The sequence below is a fragment of the Paenibacillus helianthi genome (assembly GCF_001909055.1).
Lineage (GTDB): Bacteria > Bacillota > Bacilli > Paenibacillales > Paenibacillaceae > Paenibacillus_AQ > Paenibacillus_AQ helianthi.
Window position 1 is genome coordinate 83662 of the sequence record NZ_LVWI01000048.1, and the last position, 24493, is coordinate 108154.

Below are 24493 nucleotides of genomic sequence, written 5' to 3' on the forward strand. Positions count from 1 at the left end.
CGGCTGGTCTGAGCTTAAGGAAATGCACGCCAGCAGGCGGTTCTCCAGCGCCATACTTTTGAGCAGCGCGCTTGCAGCGGCGTGGTATACCTCGGTCTCCTGCGGTTCCCGGTGGACCGGATAGGCGAACACAAGCTGCAGCGGCAGCGGCTTCATGATTTGTCCAAAGGACTGCATCATATAGGCCAGTGAATAGAACCCGGACTCTACAGCAGACAGCCCGGCCTGGCCATCCGTCAGCATGCTCAGCAGGCTGTCCGGCTGTATTCCCCGCTCCTGCAGCACTCTCCAGAGAGCCTCATAATCCCGGCGGTTCACCGGATTGATCCGGTACTCCAGCTTGCCGCATGCCGCAAATTCAGTTCCGGGCATAACGGCAATCAGGCATTCGATACCAGGCAGCTTATCCTTGACCTGAAGCAAGGCCTCTTCGCCGGATACGAATACGACGGCAGTTCTCGGCCGCTCCTCTCTGCCATCCCCATTCAACGGCGCTTCGATCCAACGGCTGCGGGTGAACAGGAAGCTGTCCGTATGCTGCGGTCCAGGCTGAAGGGATGCCGCTTTTTTGGCAAAGTCCGTAAACTCTGCGCAGACACGGCCCGCTTCGTCAAGCAGCCGAATATGATATTTCTTGAAGGTCTGCCCGACCGCTGCATCCAAGCCGCCTGCACCTGCCGGAGTTACATACACGTACCCTTTCTCCGGCAGCGGACGGTACCAATACAGCTCTGCCAGGCTGAAGGGCAGATATGCCGTATCGCCGGCTTCTTCAAGTCCGGAGACCATTGTGCTTTGCAGCGCGCCATCCATAATCGACGGGTGCAGCATATACTTTGCATCCCAAGACCTACACTCTTTAGGTATAATCCAATTGGAGAGCGCTTTCATTTCATTTTTATGCACTTTTTGGATACTTCGCATAGCGGGACCGTAGGAGAAACCCTTCCGCTGCGCCTGCTCGTAGAAATCCTTCCCCGTCTCTTCTGAGCCGCATTGGCGAATAAGCTCTGCAAGCGGCAGATTGTCGGGCTCCTTACGGCTCTGCCTCCCCAGCAGAACCCGGCCCTGACAATGAACGATTTCGCTCCCGTCTGCCTGCAGGCTGGAGATTACAAAGTTAAGCCTTTCCGAATCCCGTTCAAGCCCGGAGAAGGAAACAGACAGCTCTCTGCCCCCCTCCGGCACGGTCAACGGCTGAACCCATACCACATCCTGCAATCCCGCAACCGCTTGTTCGGCGGCGAGTTCACCCAGCGCTCTGGCCATCTCCAGGTAGATGACACCGGGAGCAATCATGCCGCCGTGTATGCGGTGATCCCGGATGAACGGGGCGGTGCTGCGGAGTGTCGAAAGAAATTTTACCTGCCGCAAGGTTGAGGTATTGGCCGTATACAGCGGATGGTTGCCGCCTGCCTCCGTTAACTTAACCTCTCCCCCCTCAGCGCCTGCTCCACCGGAACTTGGTATCCCGTACAGCCATTTGATGCTGTCTGTTCCGTCTATCCAATGACGTTCTTTCTGGAACGGATATGTCGGAAAAGCTACCCGTGAGCGTGCCGACGACGTATGTAGCAACCTCCAGTCAATTCTTGCTCCCTTCACCCAATGAGCCGCAAGCTCCCCCGGATTATACCGCTCTATCCATTCCTGGATCATAGCCTGTTCCGCAGCACCGGCGTTTGTCAGATTGTCCTCGTCATAGATGCTTCCTCTGTACCAGTCGCCGGTTCCACCGCGGATAAACTGCTGAAGTTTGTGAACCAGTGCATGCCTATCTTCTGCAACGGCGGAGAAGCGCACCTCCAGCTCTTCCCTTGCCGTCTGGGACGTAAAAGCAATATCCTCCAAATCCGCTTCTGTCCGGCCAAGCTCCTGCAGCACCCGCTCGGCGTAGGCAAGGAGCCGCTCTTCGTTCCTCGCGGACAGAACGAAGATCTGGCTGCCGGCAGTCCCGGAGCGGGAGATGTCTGCAGACTTGGGCGCATCTTGCTTCACATATTCCTCAAAGACCAGATGGGCATTTACCCCGCCTGCTCCAAATGAGCTGACTCCCGCTCTGCGGGGAACCGGGTGCCCCTCTCCGTCCCGGAGCCGGCTCCAAGGCCGGCTCTGCTCCAGGATATAGAACGGGCTATGCTTCACATCAATATACGGATTTATCTCCTTCACATGAAGGCTTGCCGGAAGGGTCTTATGTTTAAGGGCAAGCAGAATTTTCAATACCCCCGCTATGCCCGCCCCAGATTCAAGATGTCCTATGTTTGTTTTGACAGAGCCCAGTCCGCAATGCGGAACTTCTCCAGGACGAATGCCCCATTGGTCATACAGCTCTTCAAAAGCCAGCTTGAGCGCGTTAATCTCTACAGGGTCGCCCAGCGGGGTTCCGGTGCCATGCGTTTCAATATACGTAACCGTAGACGGATCTATGGCCGCCTTACCGTAAGCGGCTTTAATCACTTCGGCTTGGGCCAGCGGGTTCGGTGAAGTCAGGGATTTGGAGCGCCCGCAATGGTTAACCGCATTTCCCCGAATTACCGCATAGATCCGGTCACCCTCTGCCTCCGCCCGGCTGAGCGTCTTAAGCAGGAGCGCTCCGACTCCTTCCCCCCGGACAAAGCCGTTGGCGTCCTTCGCAAATGTTTTGCAGCGGCCGTCCGGGCTGAGCATATCCGCATTGCTGTAGCTGATGTACAGCTTGGGACTCAGGATAACGTTGATCCCGCCGGCAATGGCCAGATCACAGCGGCCGCTGCGGATATCCTCCACTGCCCGGTGAATCGCCACAAGCGAACTGGAGCATAACGTGTCAATCGGCTCACTCGGTCCAGTGAAGCCAAAATGATAGGAGATTTTATTCGGAATCATCGGATGATTGTTCCCCGTCATCGTCAAGGCATCCACCGGACTTTTGGCCAGAACCTCCGAATAGTCCCCGTTGGACACCCCCACATATACACCGGTCCGGCTGCCGGACAGATTGCGGGGCTTATACCCCGCATCCTCGATCGTCTCCCATACGGTCTCAAAAAAGAGCCGTTGCTGCGGGTCCATGTACTTGGCTTCGGCAGGGGTTAAATTGAAGAAAGCCGCGTCAAACTTATCGACCTCCTCTAAAAAACCTCCCCATCTGCTGTTCGTCTTGTTGGCTTCTTTCCGGGGGTCGCCATAGTAATCCCGCCAATCGAACCGGTCCGGAGGGATTTCCGTAATCAGGTCGCGCCCTTCCCGTAAATGCTCCCAGAACGCATCGAGATTGTCTGACTGCGGCATTCTTCCGCCGATGCCAATAATCGCTATCGGTTCTGCTCCCCCTTCATCACTTACGGAGGAAAGAACGGTTTCGCCGGCGTATTCCGGGGAGGAGGCTGTTGCAACGGTTAGCCGCGATAGTTCATGCTCCTGACGGATCTGCTGCAGCTCACTTTCCTTGAGACGCTCTTCTAGTGCTCCCCTCTTCTTGGCGAGCAGATGACCGGCTACATTATCGACAGTCAAATCGTTCACCTCGAAGAAAAGAGCGGGTGTGGTCTCCAGATGCAGTCTGGCATTAATCAAACCGGAGAGCTCCGTCAACAGAATCGATTCGATGCCATACTGGCTCCAGTCACGGGTCGCGGATATGTCCGCAGCCGGAATATTCACCATCCCGGCCAGAATGCCGGTCAGCTCCTCACGCAGATAAGCAAGCAGCGCATCTGCATTCCGCTCCTCGGCTTGAGCCACCGGGACATCAGCTACCGGCGATGTCCGCACTGACGGCTTGTCCTTCGATAACGGCCGTACCATATAATCCTTCATTCGGATTAACACCCTGCCGGACTCATCCACAATAGCCACCTCCAGCTTTCTTACACCGCCGCTCTCCTGTTCCGGCGCAAAGGCGGCATAAGCCCAGCAATCCGGCGTAAGTCTGCTGTGTATCTCCAGGCTGCCCAGCGCAAACGGAATGTATGGGGAGGCCGTTTCCAGTCCGTGATGCACCAGAAATCCGGCCGTTTGCAAGGCACCCTCCAGCAGCACCGGATGCAGCAAGAAGTCGTCCATATTCTCTCTCAGCGGCTCAGGGACGGAAATCCGGGACAAGGCTTCCGTCCGGTTGCAGTTCAAGCCATGAACCGGCTTGAAGCTGGGCCCGTAGCGGAAGCCCGCTGCTTCAAACAGGGAGTAGAGCCTCGGATGCTCGACCTTTTCAGTACACCGGGCAAGAACCTGCTCAATGGCCACCGACCCGCCGGTTACTTCCGGGTACGCATCATATGCAACTTCCCCCTGGGAGTATACGGCCCCTTGCTCGGATACAATCTCATATTCGGCAGCCTTGTCTGTTTTCCGCAGCCTGATGCCGGTTTCCTTCGGTTCGCCGGTCAATTCCAATGGCTGGGTCCACACAACATTTCTAAGCCCGGTTACCTTCTGTCCGGGACTCGATAAGGCCCCGGCCGAACGGGCCATCTCCAGATAGACGACACCCGGAAGAATCATCCGCTGGTTCACAATATGATCCTTCAAATAGAACTCGGATGGATCATACACTTTTCGGTAAAGCTGATCCCCGAAAGTAGACAGGTTGGAATCAAGCAAGGCGCCCAGGCGGCTATGCTCTGCCCGCTGCTCGTTAAGCCCGCGCTCGCTTCTGTTCACCCAGTACCGCTTGCGGGCAAAGGGGTAGGCGGGCAGCGAAACTTTGCGCGGACTTGGATTCGCATACAACCTTCTCCAGTCATAGGTGCCGCCCGCCGTCCAGGACCGGGCAAGCTGATCCAAGCCATCCTCGGTCCGCCAATTGGCGGTTTGCCCCGGCTGCTTGCAGCTGTCCCTGTAGATTCTGCCTGCCACCGATCTTCCCTCGGCAATAAGCTCCAGCTTGCTTGCAAGCTCATCGACGGAGTTGACAATCAAGGCAAGCCGTTCTTCCATGGCCTCTCTTCCCGTTTGCAAGGTGTAGGCCACATCCCGAAGAGAAAGCGGGCCGGAGGTCCGGCCGTTCTCCGGCCTTGTTGCGGTGCCGGAGAACCGGACTATAGCCGAAATCTGCTTCAGACTGTGCTCAAGCACAATATCCTGCTCAAGCACCTGTGATCCATATCTGGCTTCAAGCTTCCGGAGGAAGCCGTCTATCGTAATGGGGTCCAATCCGCATTCGGCCAGCGTCATGTCTTCCTCCAGATCCTCCGGCGAGACGTTCAGGCCATCTGCCAGTAGACGCTTCACCTCATCCATGAGGCGACTGTCCTTCCGTTCAGTTGCCGCCGGTTCCGCGGAATCCATACTGCCGATGAGGAAGGCATGGAGGGAAGCGGCGTAAGCCAAAAGACGGTCTTCACTCCGGGCGGACAATACGATCAGTTGCTCACCTTCCTCTTCCGCTGCAGGTGCCGTTGTTCCCGGTTCAGGCACGAATTCTTCAAGCACAACATGGGCATTCACACCGCTGAAGCCGAAGGCGCTGATGCCTGCCCGGTAAGGAAGCTCCTGTCCATCCGAATCCTTCAAGCGGGCCCATGGCTGTGTCTTCTCCACCAAGTACAAGGGGCTGTCATCCAGCTGAATATAAGGGTTCCTTACGCTGTAATTGGCCAATCCCGGCAAGGTCTGATGCTTCATCGCCAGCAGGATCTTAATCATCCCAGCAATGCCGGATGCCGTCTCCAAATGTCCGATGTTCGGCTTCAGGGCACCGACGGCGCAATGTTTGGCCGCTGCCCTGGCATCATGCCCCCAGTCTTCATACAGCTGCTTGAAGGCCCGCTTCAAGCCGTTGACCTCGACCGGATCTCCGAGCTTCGTGCCGGTGCCATGGGCCTCCACATAGCCGATGGTCGCCGGGTCCAGCTTCGCCTTGCGGTGCGCCATCGAGACTACATCTGCCTGGGCGTTCGGATTGGGGGCCGTCAGCGAGCTTGAGCGTCCGCCATGATTGATCGCCGAACCGCGGACAAGCCCGTAGATCCGGTCACCGTCGCGGATTGCCCGGCTAAGCGGCTTCAGCAGGAGAATGCCCGCGCCTTCTCCCCGGACTGTACCTTCTGCGGCTTGATCGAAGGTTCTGCATGTTCCGTCCTGACTGAGAATGCCTACGTTGTCGAAGGAAATGTAGAGCGATGGGCTGGTAATGACATTAACCCCTCCGGCAATCGCCAGCTCGCAGTCGCCGCTGCGCAGACTCTCCACTGCCCGGTGAACGGCAACCAGTGAGCTTGAGCATGCCGTGTCTATCGGCTCGCTCGGCCCGTGTAAATTCAGCAGGTACGAGATGCGACCGGTCAATACATTGTGGGCATTGCCGGTTAAAGCCTGGGCCCGGCTCTCAATCCTTCCCTCTGCCAGAACGTCGCTGTAATCGTGTCCGGCTACCCCGATAAAAACGCTGGTCCGGCTGCCCGACAATTCTCTGGGGTTATAGCCCGCATCCTCGATTGCACTCCAGACCAGCTCCAGGCTGAGCCGCTGCTGGGGGTCCATCAGACTGGCTTCCCTGGGCGACATCCCGAAGAATCCGGGATCGAACTTGTCCACATCCTTCATGAAGCCGCCCCAGATTACTTTGGTCTTATCCCTGTCCTCCGTCGATTCCTTAAAATGCTCGCGCCAATCCCAGCGGTCCGGCGGGATCTCCGTCACCATGCTATCCATGCGGACAAGCTTGTTCCAGAAATCAGTCAGATTGTCCGATTGAGGCATGTAGCCGCTGATGCCGATAATCGCAACCGGTTCATCGGCCGGGGAAGAAGATTCGGAATCGGCTACAGCAGAGCCGCTATCCTCTCTCGCTCCGGCTGCTTCGGCCTCCGGCTGTGCTGCTGTGGCAGGATGAATCCGTTCAAGCTCCTGCCCGAATGGCAGCAAGACGGTGAGCTTGTCTCCATGCTCCCTGGTCAAGTACACTGCCAATTCTTCTATATTCGGATATTCAAAGAACAAGGTCGGGTAAACCGGAAGGTCCAGCTTGCTTTGCAGCTCCTGGGCCAGTGCGATTAAATCTCCCGATTCGATGCCCATGGACATAAAGTGGCAGGCCGTATCCATTTCAGACGGGTTCTCCTGAAGCAAACCGGCGATTTTACCGGTCAAGTACATTTGTACCTCCGCCAAAAGCTTATCCGGGGTCAATGTATGCTGTTTCATGGTACCGCTTATGCTCCTCCCGTTTGCCGGGCCTTCCGGCAGATTCTTGTCCGGTCTTATTCTTTTGCAGACAAAGCCCTTCATCGCCACAAGAACCTGTCCGTCGGCATCCGCCCATTCAATATCGCCTTCCCACAGCTCCGCATTCGTCCTCACTTCCCGCACCTGGCAAAAGCACTCATCCGGCAAAGCGCCGAAGATATACATCTGCTTGACCATCAGCGGAATCAGCGCATCCTTCTCTCCATGAGGCAGCAATGCAAGGCGGCACAGAACCGCACCGTCCAGCAAGGCCGGATGAACTGCATATGCCCGCTGATCCTGTCTCATCTCAGCCGTGAGCGCCAGCTGTCCCCATACCGTTCTGGCCGCATGGGAGACGATAATTGTTCTGACGGTAAAGAGCGATGGTCCGTATACCCCCGGCTTGGCTTCATACAACGAAGAGCCCGGCAGCGCCTCATGCTCCGAGAAGGATGGAATCGTAATGCTCCGACTTCTTGCAACAACATCGGCAACCACTTCTCCCCGCGATGCCAGACGCTGCGGTCCCGATCCGTTATATTGAAACAGACTGTCCGCATACAGCTTACCGTCCTCCGCAGCGATACGGGACGTTATTTCAACCTGTTCACCCTCCGGCACTTCAACCGGCTCCTGAAAAAGCATGCCCCGGATCTGCAACCCTGGAGCATCCGGCGTGGAGTGCCTGAATGCTTCGTAGGCCAGGCTACAGTAAGTCACCCCCAACAAGGTGCGTCTGCCCATAGACAAATGATCCCTCAAGTAAGGCTCGTTGTAATGGTAGGTCGCCGTATAAGCGGGACGGTCCGGCACTTCATCCCTCGCCCAGCCATCCGCCAGCCAGTATCGCTGACGGTCAAAGCAGTAGGTCGGGAGCGGCAGACGGTCCGGCTTCCGGCTATTCCGATACAACGCTTCCCAGCTTACCTGTCCGCCTGCCACCCAATGCGAGGCCATTGTTTCCAGGCTTATGTCAGCCGGCGCTTCTCTTTCGGAGGGTTGGCCCGCACTGCCTCTGAACAGGCCTTGCACCGGTTCTCCTCTGCCAATCAAGGCCAGCTTCCCGGTCAACTCCGTCAGATCAGCCGCAACAAAGGCAAGCCGTTCCTTCATCTCCGCGCGGCCCGTCTGCAGTGTGTAAGCAATCCGCTCCAGCGACAAGACTTCTTCCGCTTCCGGCGTCAGCCGTCGCGCAATAAACCGCTGAAGTGCTTCCGCATACGCCAGCAGACTGCTCTCTTGGCGAGCCGACAACACAATGAGCACCGGTTCTGTACTGTACGCTGCCACAGCTTCCTTCCTGTATTCCTCCACAATGACATGCGCATTGGAGCCGCCCGCCCCGAAGGAGCTGATTCCCGCTCTGCGCGGAAGAGTCTTCCGCTCCCCGTTCTCCAGAATTACCGGACGGCTCCATTCCGTCAGCTCCCGCTGCAGATAGAACGGTGAACCCTCGAATGCAATGTACGGGTTGATCCTGTCGGTGTGGATGCTCGGTGCAAGCTTGCCGTATCTCATCTGCAGCAGCACCTTGGTCATTGCGGATATGCCCGATGACGCCTCCAGATGGCCGATATTGGATTTGACAGATCCGATAGAGCAATAGCTTTTCTTGGAGGTGAATCTGGAATACGCGATGCTCAGTGCCCGAACTTCGAGCGGATCTCCCAAGGCCGTTCCGGTCGCATGAGCGTCCACATAACTGATACTCTCCGGATCTACGCCGGACCGCCGTAATGCTTGCTCCACCACCTCTGTCTGAGCACTTAGACTCGGCGTGGTGAAGCTGCTCGATTGCCCGCCGCTGTTGATGGCCGTACCTTTAATCACTCCATAGATATAGTCGTTGTCGCGGACTGCCTGATTCAGCGGCTTCAACAGAATGGCCCCGATGCCTTCGCCCTCGACAAAACCGTCGGCCCCTTCGCCGAAGGAGCGGTTCCGATCCGATCCGGCCAGATTGTTCAGGTTGGCCAGACGTACATGCTGTCTCGGATGCAGAATGAGATTGATCCCGCCGGCTACCGCCACATTGCAGTCTCCGTTCACCAGGCTTGCGCAGGCATAGTGAATGGCTGTCAGCGAAGAAGAACAGGCCGTATCGACCGCGATGCTGGGACCGGTAAAGTTGAAGAAATGAGAGGTCCGGTTGGCAATAATCCAGTAAGCGGATTGGGCGTTGGTCGCCGTGCCTTTCTCCCATGCACTGGTCGCAAGCTGTCCGTAAGCGCCGTACATCGCACCGACGAATACCCCAACTTTATCGCCCTTGTCCGCCAGCTTCTGTCCCGGATAGCCCGCATCCTCAAGGAGCGACCAGGTCGTTTCCAGGAACAGTCTTTCCTGAGGGTCCATCTCTCTGGCATGGTCGTCCGGAATATGAAACAGCGCTGCATCGAACTTGTCCACATCCCGGATAAATCCGCCCCATTTGCTGCTTCCTTTTCCTTGCTCACGGTTATCGGGATCATAATAACGCTCCCAGTCCCAACGGTCCCCCGGCACCTCTGTAACACAGTTGCGCCCCTGCTTCAGATTGTCCCAGAACTCGTCCAGCGTTTCGGCTAAGGGATAACGGCCTGATACACCGATGATGGCAATGTCAGTGGCATTGGACACCGCTGTTGAAGGCGTTTCAGTGGCATTGGACACCGCTGTTGTAGGCATTTCAATGACGTCGGACAACGTTGTTGAAGACATTTCAGTGGCGTCGGACACCGCTGTTGCATGCATCTCCGTGGCAGCTGCAGGAGCTGTCTCCGTCATTCCGGCTGGTTGCTCGTTCTTCAGAGCAAACAACGAACCGACCGGGGACGGGGTCTGTGGACCAGGCTTCACGCCGAACCTTTCCGTCATCTTCGCCCTATGCTCCCTTGCCAAGTAGACAGCCAGCGCTTCTACGGTAACATGCTCAAAGAACAGCGTGGACGGAAGCTTGCCGAAATCCTTCGCCAGCTCCTTGTTCAACTCGATAATAATGAGAGAATCGACACCAAGCTTATCAAATAACGTCTGCTCCCCGATTTTGTCAGTATCAATTTTCAGTTTGCGGGACAGCAGCTGTTTAATATATTGGCAGGCGCAATGGTAGAGTTGCTCGTCCGTCATCCCGTTACCGGTGACCGTAACCGCGCCCGCTGCCGGGCTTGGGGACATGGTTCCCGGCAGCGAAGCAGGCTTCGGTTGATTCTTCACAACCGGGGGGCTCTCCGCCAATGCCTGCTCGGCCCGCTCTGCCGCAGGCTGCTCCGCCCCTTCATTAATGAACACGCCGTTTCCTTCCGCCAGGATGACGGATTGATCGTTTACCCCGTCAACGTCTGCCAGCCCGTAAATACTGACATGAGTATATCCGTTGCGGTTCAAGCATTCTTCCCAGGCTTCGGCGCTTAACAGCGGGGAGCCCTTGATCCGCCCCGAATCGGTGAAATTCCACCATCCTCCCGTCAGACCGAAGGTCAAGGTGGAGAAATTCTGGAATTTGGTAATCTCGTTGATCACAACGATGCCCTTGTTTTTGAGCAGACCCTTCATATTCCGCAGCGTCCGCTCCACCGATCCCGTCGCATGCAGCACATTCGTTGCCAGAATGACATCGAAGCTGTCCTCTGTGAATCCCTGGCCGCCAGGCTCCTTCTCGATGTCGAGGACCTGAAAGCGAACATCGCTGTACCGGCCGCCGTAAGTCTCTTCGCCATAGGCCGTGAAGCTTGCCGAAATGTCCGAATATACATATTCGATCGGGCCGCGCGGCCCGTCCAGCCGATCCAGCCGGTCCAGGACAATGGCGCTCGTGCCGCCTGTACCCGCTCCGATCTCCAGAATTCGGACCGGTGAGCCGTCTCCGACATCTCTTCGCTTACGGATATAGCTGCAGACTGCATCGGCAACCAGCCCGTTGTAATAATCAATAATCAGGTTGCCCCGGTAAATGTTCTGGACCAGTTCCTTAGAGCCGCCGGGGAACATAATCTCGACATAATCCTTCCGGCCGCTGAGCACTTCCGTGTAGTGGGCCACACATTGCCAGGTCAAATGAAAGTACGGTGCCAGCGTCGGGTAGGCCTGCTCAAGCGAAGTCTTGAGCGCTGTCAGATTGCCGGCGGCAACCCGGAATTGTTCATCCTCCGCCAAGGAGGAGACAACGACCTCATCCCCGTCCCTGACCATTAAGCCGCCCCGTTCGAGCATATCCAGCAATGCGTCGAACAGCTGCTCATACTTTGGCACAATGCCAAGGGCCTTCAGCAGCTCCTGTCTACCGTAGCGTTCACCCGCTGCCGGAAACAGACTCTCCCTGAAGTACAGCCACAGGGCCAGCAGGCCGAATCGTTCCAGCTCCTTAAATCCGTTTTTCAAGAAATCTATCTGCTCCATCCCGTGCTTGCGTGATCCCGAATCCAAGCTGATCTCCTGAATCACGGACGGCAGCCGGGCAGGATATACCTTGGCACGGATGTTATTGTCGAATCCCAGCTTATGGATTAGAAATGGTTTGGCTTTGAACATCAGCACCTGCGGGACCGGCTGAGCCAGCGCTCTGCCGATCGTCTTCATACCCTCAGCCGTATCAATGGGAAGCAGACCGGCTTCCGTGAGCAAACTGCGGTATCCATCCGATGCCACGGCCCCGACATTGCCCCAGAAGCTCCAATTGATTACCTTCACCGGATAAGCGGTCTTGGCGCCCAGCCAGATCGAGAACGCGTCCTGAAAGGAACTAGCCGCACTGTAATTGCTCTGGCCTTGATTGCCCAGAAGCGAATTCGTGGAAGAGAACAAGACCATAAAATCCAGCGGAACATCCATACAGGCTTCGCCCAGAGCAACAGAACCTGTCAGCTTCGGAGCAAGTACACTTATCAGGTGATCCTCGTTCATGTTCTCAATTCTCATATCTTGAAGCACCATTGCCGAATGGAACACTCCGTGGAGGGAGCCGTATAACACACGGGCCTGTTCTATTGCCGCTGTGAGAGCGGACGGATCGGTAAGATCGGCCTGAATGTAGACAGCCTCTCCCCCCGCCCGGCGGATATCGGCAAGCTTCTGCTCCATCTCTTCCGTCAACCGGCTGCGTCCCGTCAGAATCAGCCGGGCCTGGACCGTTCTGCCCAGGTGCAGCCCCAGTTCCCAACCGATTCCGCCCGCGCCGGCAATCCAGTATACTCCCCGGTTCCGGAAAGCGAGGCCGTCGCCGGACGGAAGATCAAGGCCGATGATCCTGCGGGTATACAGCTTGCCGCGGCGAACGGCAAGCTCTCCCGCTGCCCCCGACGCTGCTGCTTCCAGAAACGCATGTGCAGTCTCGCTGCTTGCTGCCGCATTCGGACAGCCCTGCTGCGGAAGATCCGCCAGCAGCAGGGACAGGCCGGGGTACTCCAGTGCTGCGCTTTTTAAGAAACCGCTTATGGCAGCGTGTACCGGATTCGTTGACTCGCCGGGCAGAACCTCGAAGATACCATTCGTTACAACAGTGAGCCGGATACCCCGGATGTGACCAATGGCCTTAACTAGATGGAACAGCGCCACAACCCCGCAGCTTTGCCTTGCTTCCCAATCGGCGATCTCGCCGGTTGGGACCGGGCTGTCACTAAGTCCGCCAAGGAAATAGACTTCGGCAATGCCGTTCTCCTCCACCGTTCTCCGATAAGCCGCCTCATCGTTATAGGCAACGGTCCAACTGCATCCTTCCTCCATAGAGGTTGCTTCCGCCACTCGGATTTCCAGACAATCCGGCATCTTGTTCCGCAGTGCCTGGGTGAAACCGCTAATGCCCGGAACCTCTTGCTCTCCTGAGATAAGCAGCACACGCCCGCTCTTCATCGGCGTACTGCTCCGGCGTTCACTATAACTGCCCATCACCCACTGCGGAACATATAGACTGTGTTCCTCCGCTTTTTTGATTTCGCGGGAAGCAAGGTTGTGGAAGGCTACGCATAATTTGCCCTGCATATCAAGGAGCGCCAGATTGTGGACATCCTTCCCTGCTTGGACGGCATAGACATAATACTCGCGGGAGCGCAGCGGCTCCATAATATGAATCTGCTCTGCGGAGAATGGCAGCTTGGCTACTCCCTTCTCCGTATTCTGATCAAACAGGCAGCCCATAGATTGCAGCACACAATCCAGTAATACCGGATGGGCCGTATAGCTGCCCAGTTCCGCATAAGCTTCATCCGACAGCTTAATCCGTCCCAGCACTTCCTTTGCACTGTGCCATACCTCTTCCATAGCCTGGAAGAAGGGGCCGTATACAATGCCGCTGCCTGCTGCCATCTGCGAGTAAAATCGCTGCTTGTCCATGTACTGCGGACAACGGGCAATAATCTCACTTACATTCACAAATTCAGCCTTAGCCTGGTGAGCAGTCCCGCTGTCGCTGGACACGCTGCCACTGGCATGCAGCCTGCTCCCGCTTGCATCGGGACCGGCGCTCTCGATCTCGAACCGGAAGGCATCGCCATCCTCCTGCACCGAAAGATGCACTTCTGCCAGTGCAGCCTCCTCCACGGTTAGTTGCTGCAGCCACACGATGTCTGATATGCGCCATGTTTGCGCATCTCCGAGCATACCTGTGGCTTCAACGACCATTTCCACATATCCCGTTCCCGGAAACACTGATTTTCCGTTCACCATGTGGTCACGAACAATCGGGTGGGAAGCGCTCCAGACTTTGCGGAACACCAGCCCCTCCCCCAAACTTTGTGCGGGCGCGATATGGTCCAGCATAGCCGTTAAGGTTGCCTTGCTGCCGGAGGATGTTCCGTATTGCGGTTTCCGGTTTCGTACCGGCACCCAGTGGGATTCTCGGAGAAACGGGTAGGTCGGCAACGAAATTCTGCCCGGCCCATCCCCGACATACCACCGTCTCCAATTAGGTTCGAAGCCCTTCAGCCATAGCCGTGCGATCTTGTCCCAATGGCCTTGAGATGCAAGCCTGTCCAGAATCTCGGCCAAATCCCCGTCGTCCAGCACCGCTTCCAGACCTTCGCTGTATGCCGATGCATACAGGTTCGGCACCGGATCTTCTCCCTGCAAATACAGACCAAGCTTGTCCAGTAATTCAGCGGCATCCGATACGACCACAGCAAGCCGCTCCTGCAGCGGTTCCCGGCCCGTCTGCAGCGTATAGGCGATCTTCTCAAGCGGAATCGTTGACCCGCTTGCCTGCATCTCGCCCAGATACCGGACCAGATTCTCCGCTTGCCGTTTCAATTCAGTCGTTCCCTTGGCAGACAGCACGATGATAACCGGTGCTCCGCCCTGTGCCGGTTGCGCTGCTGCCGGTCCACTTACATACTCTTCCAGCAACACATGGGCGTTGGTTCCGCCGAACCCGAAGGAACTGACACCGCCCCGCAGCGGGATGTCATTGCCTGCCCCGTCTTTAAGGTGCTCCCACTGTCTGGTCTGGCCCACAAGATACAACGGGCTTCCTTCCAGTGAAAGATAGGGATTAACCTCCCGAAGATGCAGATTGCCCGGAAGCTGCTTGTGATGCAAGGCCAGAACTACCTTGATTAGCCCGGCCACTCCGGCCATCGCTTCCAAATGTCCGATGTTTGTTTTGACCGAGCCTATGCCGCAATGGGATGCTTGGGCGGCAGGCCGGTCCCATTCCCGGTAGAGCTGGTGCAGCGCCGCCGTCATTCCGTTGACTTCGATCGGATCGCCCAGTGCGGTTCCCGTTCCGTGAGCTTCCAGATAACCGATGGTTGCCGGATCAAAGCCGGCATCATGGAAGGCCGATACAATCAATTCCTGCTGGGCAGTGCTGTTGGGTGCAGTCAGCGAGTTGGTCTTGCCGCCATGATTGACCGCCGTTCCCTTGATGACCGCATAGATGTGGTCACCGTCGGCCAACGCCTGCGACATACGCTTCAGGAACACAACCGCACAACCTTCTCCGCGCACATAACCGTTAGCCGAGGAATCAAACGCCTTGCACCGTCCGTCCCCGCTCAACATATTGATCTTGCTCAGCGCAATGTGGGCGAACGGGCTCAAGATCAGATTGACACCGCCCGCCAGCGCCATATCGCAGGCACCGCTGCGGATCGCTTCCACTGCCCGGTTAACGCTCACCAACGAACTGGAGCATGCCGTATCGGTCAGTTCGCTCGGACCTTTCAAGTTATAGAAATAAGAGATGCGGTTCGGGATGACGGCTGTAACAATGCCCGATAATGTATGCGGGTCAATATCCGACTCCCTCATGAGAATTTCGGCATAGTCGGAGCTGGTCGCTCCGACAAATACGCCTGTTCTGGAGCCGGAGAGCATGGAAGGTCTATAGCCGGCATCCTCAAAGGCTGCCCAGACGGTCTCCAGCATGATCCGCTGCTGCGGGTCCATCAGTTGCGCCTCCCGTGGTGATATTCCGAAGAAGGAGGCATCGAATTTATCGACATCTGGAATAAATCCGCCCCACTTGGACACGGACTTGTTCGGATCTTCATTGGTTTCATCGTAATACTGCTTCCAGTCCCAACGGTCTGCCGGAATTTCCGTAATCAAATCCCGTTCGGCGACAATCTGCTGCCAGAACTGCTCCAGATTTGCCGAACCCGGCAGCTTGCCGCTCATGCCGACAATGGCAATATCCCCGGCATTAGCCGCCGGGCCTTCCCCCTCCACGCTGCCGGCCCGCTCATTCGTCGCTCTCCGGGCCTCGTGAGCCGGAAATTGGGCGTGCCGCTGCTCATCTGTAAGCTGCCCACCGTGATGGGAAGCCATTTCGCCAGGGTATGCAGCCGTCAAATAACCGGCAAAGTCCCGGATCGTCGAATAGCTGTAGAAGAGCGTCGGATTCGTCTTCACACCGTAATGCTTGTTGATAAGCGCTGCCAGAGCCGTAAAGGAGATGGAGTCAAATCCCATCTGGCCCAGGTTCGTCAGCAGGTTCGCCTCAACGGGCAACGCTTTTATTATCCCGGCAAGGCGGACCAGTTCATTCTCAACCAATGGCTGCAGATCCAGGGCCGAGCTGCCGGAGGTATGTAACTGTTGCTTCTCCGGCCCGCTCTGCTCGTCCATCGGGACAGAACCGGCCAGGCCGAACAAATGCGCAATCTGCTCCGTCCCGGCGGACGCCAGCTGCTTCCGGTCCACCTTGCGGTTTAAGGTCAGAGGATAACCGGATACATACATGATCCGGGAAGGAACCATATACTCCGGCAAAACAAGCCGGACTTGTCTTTGCAGATCCAGCACATCCGGCATCCTGTCCGTATGCTGAGGAACAAGGAATGCCGTCAGCTGCTTGTCATTTCCTTCGTCCCGCGCCACCACAACCGCTTCGGCAATGCCTCCGGTCTTATGCAGCACATTCTCGATTTCGCCCAGTTCTATGCGGAACCCCCGAATTTTGACCTGAAAATCCGCCCGCCCAAGATAATCCACGGTGCCATCCAGCATGTAACGGGCCAAATCCCCGGTCTTGTACATTCTTGAGGATCGATCCGGATGAAATGGGTCAGGCAAAAAGCGGCGCTTCGTTTCCTCCTCCCGGTTCAAATAGCCGATGGCGACCCCGTCTCCGCCGATATACAGCTCTCCCGTGACACCGGCAGGCACAGGCTGGAGCGATGCGTCCAGCACATAGAATTGCGTGTTCGCAATGGGCCGGCCAATGCTGATTCGGCCTGCACTTTCCACTTTGCTGACAGAGGACCATATCGTAGTCTCCGTCGGGCCGTACAGGTTCCAGAGCCCGTTGCCCAGCGGCAACAGCTGATCTGCCAACTCCCTGGACAGAGCTTCGCCGCCGCACAGCATTTTGATCCGCAGGGGGGAATCCCAGCCGGCCACAAGCAGCATTTGCCATGTTGCAGGGGTCGCCTGCATCATGGTGATTCTGCCTTCCGCCAGCTTGTCCAGCAGAAGGATGCCATCCTTCTGCATGTCCTCCGGGGCTATTTCCAATTGGGCACCAACTATAAGCGGCAAATACAACTCCAGTCCCGCAATATCGAAGCAGACCGTTGTTACGGCAAGCAGTCTGTCATCCGGCGTACAACCGGGCTGCCGGGCCATGGAGCACAGAAAGTTGGTCAGTCCAACGTGGCTCACTATAATTCCTTTGGGCTTTCCTGTCGAACCGGATGTGAATATGGTGTATACCGGGTCGTCCGGCTGTAAGGATACCAAAGGGGCTATCTGCTCCAGCTCCTCCGAAGAGGCAGCCTGCCGCGCATCCGCTCCATCCACGCACAGTACCGCGCCGGCAAACTGCGGCAAGCCAGATTTGACGGAAGAATGTGTCAGCACATATGATAATGCGCTCTCCTCGAACATATCGGCCAACCGTTCCTTTGGATATAGGGGGTCCAGAGGAATGTATACACCGCCAGCCATCTGCACGCCAATCAAAGCCATCAGCAAATCCAGGGAACGGTTCAGGTAGATGCCTACAAAGGTCCCCTTCGCAACTCCGTTGGCCTGCAGATGGAGGGCGAGCGTCTTGGCACGCCAGAACAGCTCCAGATAGGTCAGACTTTCCTCCCGGAAGCGTACCGCTTCGGAATGGGGAGAGCGCTTGACCTGTTCACAGAACAGATCAACAAACGTTAAGCTGCGCGGATAAGCCGTCTCGGTATCGTTCCAGCCGTAGAGCAGCAGCTGACGTTCTTCCTCGGACAACAGTGTAACTCCGGAGAGCTGGAGACCTCCTTGCCCGGCTATTGCTTCGAGCGCGCGGATATAGTGGCGGGCCAACGTCTCCACCGTATCCAATGCATACACATCGGGATTGTATTTCAGATGGAACAGACATCCGTTAGCCTTCTCGATTACTTCCAGCGTCAGGTCGAATTCCCCAAGCTGATGGATATGGTGCAGACAGTCCAGGAAGATACCATCCTCCGCTGCCTGAATGCCGTTCTGAAAATAAAACGCCGCCTGGAACAAAAAACGTTCCCCCGACGGACGCTGGTCATTGAGCTCGCGGGCCAATGTATAGTACGGATACTGGCTGTGTTCAAGGGATCCAAGCACCGTCCGGTGAACCTTCTCAATGAAGGCCAGCAGCGAATCGGCTGGATCGATATCATTGCGGATCACAACCATGTTAATAAAATTTCCGATTACATTATCGAAGCTCTCTTCCGGTCTGCCGGCCACCGGCGTCCCGATGGAGATGTCGGTTTGATTGCCTAGCCGGGAAAGAACGAGCTGATAAGCCGCCATCATTATAGAGAACAGCGTCACCGGCTTGGATGTCGGTACGGACTTTAAGGCGGCAACCAGCCACTCCGGAGCCGAAAATGAAAAAGACGCCCCTTCCGCAGAAGGGGCAGAGTGCATACCGGTTACAGGCAGCTCCAAAGCGGGTACAGGCACAGCCAGCCGGTCCAGCCAAAAGCTGCGATCCCTGCCGGCCTTATCGCTGTTGAGATAACGTTGTTCGTAATGAACATAATCGGTGAAATCTGCACGCCGTTCCGGCAGTACCGGTGTGCGCCCCTGGCTCAAGGAGGCATAGCAGGTCTGCAAATCGCTCAGAAACAGCTGCGAAGAAAGGCCGTCCAGAATGATATGGTGGAACGTAAACAGCAACAGGGAGTACTCATCCGACACATCATACAGACTTGCGCGAAAGAGCGGTCCCGCTTCCAGATCAAAGGGCCGCTTAATGTCTTCCCGGAGCAGGCGGTTGACCTCATCTTCAGCCAATCCGGCCACAGCGAACCGGCTGATCGCCGGAAGCACTGCACTGTCGGTCACCTGGTACGGGAAGAACTCCCCTTCCTCACGCAGCAGTACCGTTCGAAGGGAAGGATGAACCGAAAGCATATACTCCAGCGCTTTATAGAGAAGATTCTCGTTAAATCCGGCATGTACTTTAAAGGCACCGGGAGTATGATAGGCCCAGCTGCCGGGCGATAGCATATGCTCAACCCACATTCCCTTTTGTCCAGCAGACAGCGCTATCCGTGAAGATCTGCGCCGGTGGCTTCCGGCTATCAGCTTGAGGGCTTCCTCCCGCGACAACCGGCCGTCAGCAAACTTTTGATATATCTCTCTTTCGATCATTCGTTTCACCGCTTTCAACAAAAGACTTTATGATATCCTTCAAAGCCAGCGCTTCTTCCCATTGAAGCTTGTTATCTTCCATACTCGATAAAATCAAGTTGTTCAGGTAATAGTCGAAGGATGCTTCGCCTTCCGGCTCCGCTTCTGTAGCATCCTTACCGGAGAAGAGGTTCTCCGGCAATTCCCAGGTCTGGGGAGCACCGCGTTCCATTAAGAAGCCGCTGAGCCGCTCAATGGAGTAGTGCTCGAACAAATCAGGCAGGGTAACCGTTATCCCTAAAAATTGCCGGATAGCCTTTACCATACTGCTGGCAGTCAGGGAATCCATGCCGTATTTGTCAAACCGCTGGCCCGGCTTAATCTGCTCCGCCTTCAAATCCAGCAGTTCCGCAAGCAGCTCCGTCAGATAGTCCCTGATTTCGCTCGAAACCTCACGGTCCGGTGCAACTTGGTCTGGTGCAGCCTGATTTGATGCAGTCCGGTCCGGTGCAGCCTCTGCCGCTGGTTCCAGCTGTTGCTCTGCAGTCAAGTCGCTGGCGACCCAATAGCTTTCCCGTTCGAAGGGATAACCCGGCAGAGGCAGCATGAAGCATTCCTCCGGCGGGTACAGATCGTCAAGCACCAACTCAATGCCGTGCACCCACCGCTCCGCAAAGACGGACAACCTGGCCGTTGTCACGTCAGTTGCTCTTAGCCGCGATTGGATACCCGGCTCCTCTACACTCCCCGCAAATATTCCGGTCCCGGCTGCGCTTCCGCCCAACACCCGCTCCAGCGCATCGACGGCAGCCTGCTTATCCTGCACAACAAGGGCCAGCCTTTCTTCCATCGGCTCCCTCAGAGCCAGCGAATAGGCAAGGTCCCTCATAGAGACGTATTCGCTGCTTGTCAAATACTCCAGCAAATTGCGGGCCACCCGGCCAAGTCTCACCGCGTTTCGGGCCGACATTAACAACAGGAAGGGACCTGCTGTCTCCGGCTCATGTGTCAGCTCTGCCTGCAGAGTGGGGAGATGCTCTTCTACAACGAGCGCCGCATTGGTTCCACCGGCACCGACAGCATGGATCACTGCGCGCAACGGTATTTCCGGGCCGAAGCCATCGTCGCCGTCTTGCCGCAGCCGACCCCAATCGGCCGTTTCACGTTGAATCTGCAAGACGGTGCCCGTCAGGTCGATCCGTGGGTTCAAGCTGTCCGCATGAAGCGAGGGAACGAGCTTACGGTTCACCAGTTGCATAATGACCTTGGTCAATTGGGACATCCCGGAGGCCGCCTCCAAATGCCCGATGTTGGATTTGACCGATCCGACGGCACACACATGACTGTCCGCGCTGCAATCTTGAAAAACAAGCTTCAGCGCATCCATTTCGATTGCATCTCCGACCGCCGATCCGTTGGCTGCCGTTTCGACATAACCAATCGTGGCAGGCTCCGCTCCCGCATCGGCCAACGCCAGGCGGATAAGCTCCGCCTGCGCGTCACCGGAAGGAACCTTGTAGGCACTGGTTCTGCCGCTATGGTTAACGGCGCTGCCCTTGATCCTGCAGAGAATTCGATCATGGTCCGCTTCCGCCGGTTCGGCGAGCTTCAATATGACGACACCCGCCCCTTCACCCGGAAGATAACCGTCCCCGTCGCCCATGCTGAGACTCCTGCTGTGGCTTCCCAGCAGCTTGGCCTGGGACAAGCCTATATACTTGTAAGGATGCAGGCTTAAGTTCACGCCTCCGACAATAGCCATCGCGCACTCTCCCAACCGCAAGCTGTTGACCGCCAGATGCAGCGCCGCAAGCGAAGAGGAGCAAGCGGTATCCACGGCCATACTCGGTCCCTGAATGCCCAGATAATACGAAATTCGATTGGCAATCGACCAATAAGAAGCACCGGAAAGAATGGCCCCGACCTGTTTATCCTTGGCAACCCAAGGATACGGCTGAGTCATAGCCCCGATAAATACGCCTACCCGCCGCCCTTCCTTCTCCAAGCGGTTCAATTTTGCTCTTGAGTAGCCGGCATCCTCCAGCGCGTGCCAGACCGTCTCCAGCATGATTCTCTCCTGCGGGTCCATACCGACCGCTTCCTTGGGCGAAATGTTAAAAAAGAGCGGATCGAACCGATCCACATCTTTAATGAATCCCCCCCACTTGCCATTGCTGCGCATGTGCCGCTGGTCTGCAGCGGCATTCATATACAAATCGCCGTTCCACCGCTCGGCGGGCACCTCCCGGATGCAATTCTTCCCTGTACTCAGATTGCTCCAGAATTCAGCGGCCGTCTCCGCCTCAGGGTACTTCCCGCTTAACCCGATTACAGCAACCTCTTTGGCACCCGGCCGCACCTGCTGAGGGTTGGCCGAAGCAGCCGGGGTCGAAGGCGTCCAAGGAGTCGAAGGAGCCGAGGCAACTGCATCGGCACAATCCTTCCGGAAATAAGCTGCCAGCCGCTCCCGGTGATTGCTCAGCAACCAGCCGCTTATCTGCCGCACCGAATTGTATTCGACGAATACGGTTTGGGCATCGGCACCGATGACAGCCCCTAGCTCACGCCCCATCCCCATAAGCATGACAGAATCCATACCATACCGGTCAAACGTATCGGTATCGCGGATGCGTTCCACCGCTACCTTTGTCGTCCGGGAGATCATTTCTTTCACAAATGCAGCAACCTGCTCCGGGGCCGGATCATCCCCCCTACCTGGGAGGCCGGCAGCCGCATCCGCCTCCAGCCTCGAAGCTTCGGCAGCAGGTAGGTCCTGCGGCGGGAACAGCCAGTCTCTCACCTTGTTCAGCCGTCCTTCCGCCACCGTCAGCCGGGGATAACCGGCACCGAGCATCGCTTCAAAGGCCCGCACTCCCCGGTCGGTCTGCAGAGACGACAGACCGGTCTCTTCTTCCATCCTGGCGCTTACGGCAGCGGGCATCACCATGCCGCCCTCCTGCCACAGAGGCCAGTTCACGGATAACGATACACCGGAGCGCCGGCCGATGTTCGTTAACTGCTGCCTATGCTCCATGTACTCATCCATATAACGGTTGGCGAACGCATAGTCGGCCTGTCCTCGGCTTCCCGCCACCGCCGCTATAGAAGAGAAGGCCACAAAAAATTCAAGCGGTTCTTCCTTGGTGACTTCATCCACATGGAAGATCCCGTTTACCTTGGGCGCAAGCACAGCCTGCAATTCTGCTTCGGACTTCCCTTTCACCAATGAATCCCTGGTGACTCCGGCGGCGTGGATCACACCGTGAACGGCCCCGTACCGCTGCCCGATGATCTGAAAGAGTCGGCGTGTATCCGCAGCGTCCGACAAGTCGCAGCTCAGATACGATATCTCGGCTGTCTCCCCAAGCTGTTCCAGCACCGCTTGCTTCTCCGAATTCAGCTCCGACCTTCCGGCCAGCACAAGGATGCAAGGGCGCAAGGACGCCAAATACCGGGCGAAGACGAGGCCCAGCCCGCCTGCTCCGCCGGTGATTACATATACCGGCCGCTCCTGTGCATGACTGCGGGGAGACGACCCGGCATGCTGGCGGATATCGGCATTCAGCCGAAGGCCGATATCCGCTTCCTCCAGCAGCCGCATCATCCGTATACCGCCGGTATACGCAATCTCCGCAAAGGATTGCTGAATGGCGTTTACTTCCCGATACAGCAGTTGAGCCAGCTCCGCAGCCTGCAGCCGGTCATGCACGCGGACCGTTCTATAGACCGCCTGCTTGCTCTCCAGGCAGACACTTTTGACAAAAGCGGCTGCGCAGGAGCTCTCCCATTCCGGATGCTGCCCCGTGTAAGCAAACAGAATCTTCGTTTGTTCACTCCCCCCCGCACCGGCTATTGCTTTGGTGAAGCAGAGCAGGCGCTGCGCCGAGCGGTGTACATGGTCCACGTTATAGCTGCCGGAAGCATCACCGGCGTTCGTCTCGCTCCATAACCACATGATCTGGAAGTCACGGAGACTGGACTCCCGAAGGGATTGGAAAAGTCTAAGGTATCCCTCCTGCTCCTCCAGGTTCAGCTCAAACCCCGATTCCGTTCTACGGAATGCAGTCCCCGGACGCACCCGCACAATCGTAGAGTATGACTTGCTCAGCTCATCCCTTATATGCTCGAACCTTGCGTTGTCGTCGTCGAAGATAAGCAAGCTCCGTTTCATGGATGGCACTTGAATTGCCAGTTTAACCGGCTTCCATTGCTCCCGCACATACATAAGCCCCTTGTCTTCCGCCTGCTTCTTGGGGCCAGGCGTTCCGGTCAAGCGGAAGCCGTCCATCTGGGCCAAGCGGTTCCCGGACATATCGCAGATCGTAATGTCATATCCTGCGCTGCCCTTTACGGTGTATACCCAGCACTCATTCGGCAGGGCGCCATAGAATGCAATTTCCTCAATGGCAAACGGCAGCCCTGCTTGTTCGGCCGATTCTCCCCATGCCAGAGCGGCAACCGAATGCAGTGCCCCATCCCATATCGCCGGATGGCCCCCGCCGCCTTCATACTGCCGGCTTCCGGACGGCAGCTGGATATGGCCCAGTGCCTCAACCTCATTGTGATACAGCTCCGCCATAACCTGATAACCGGGGCCGTATTGAAGACCCCGATCATGGAGACCGGAATAAAGCTCGGCAGGGAAGATCAAGTTCAGGCACCGCTTTCTTATCATTGAAAGATCGAGCGGATTGCCGGGGGCAGCGTTTCCATAGGACAGAGTACCTTTAAAGTGAACCGTCTGCTCTCCCTGGACGCCGGTAACAATGGTATACTTCGCTTGGTTGCCGTCCGGGGTTAACATGATCGTCGCCTGTTTGCTTCCGGCCGTTACATCAAGGGGCGAGAACCACATTGCATGCTTCAGCCCTGCAACGATTGTCCCCGGCTTCGCCAGCGAGCCGGCCGACCTGGCCATCTCGATCATGGCCGCACCCGGAACAAGAACAGCTCCCTGCACAATATGATCCTGGATCAGAGCATTCTCCCTGTCGAAAAGCTTGGTATACGCCAGACCTTCAAAAGTGGATACATTCGCATCTATAAATGGCAGCAGAGTGTCGGCAGCTGTCGCCTCCACCGTTGCCTGAAGTGTGCAGCGGGTCTCTACCCAGTAACGTTCTCTGCTAAAGGGATAGGTCGGCAGCCGGACCGGACGGCGCTTCGAGTTCGAAAACAATTTTTTCCATGGAATTTCAGAGCCCTCCGTCCAGCTTCTGGCAATATCATTCAGACGGTCCCTGGCCGTTAGATCGACAAGCTCAGGGTCTAGGTCAAGTGCAGGAACCTGCCCGAACAGGAGCTTGTCCGCTGCACATCCGGAGTA

2 protein-coding genes (both running past the window's edge) are annotated in these 24493 nt (G+C 56.7%); both read right to left on the reverse strand.

Annotation, left to right across the window (positions count from 1 at the left end; translation table 11 throughout):
* Positions 1 to 19188, reverse strand: the 5' portion of a protein-coding gene (locus A3844_RS32380) for a non-ribosomal peptide synthetase (protein ID WP_167374700.1). 3642 nt of this gene lie to the left of the window's left edge; 19188 of the gene's 22830 nt are visible here — the first part of the coding sequence; it begins with the start codon at positions 19186 to 19188; its stop codon lies off the left edge, out of view.
* Positions 19154 to 24493: the 3' portion of an amino acid adenylation domain-containing protein gene (locus A3844_RS18085; protein ID WP_074108120.1), read on the reverse strand. It continues 9504 nt past the right edge of the window; only the last 5340 of its 14844 coding nucleotides appear in the window; its start codon lies off the right edge, out of view; its stop codon occupies positions 19154 to 19156. The genes A3844_RS32380 and A3844_RS18085 overlap by 35 nt, the downstream gene beginning before the upstream one ends.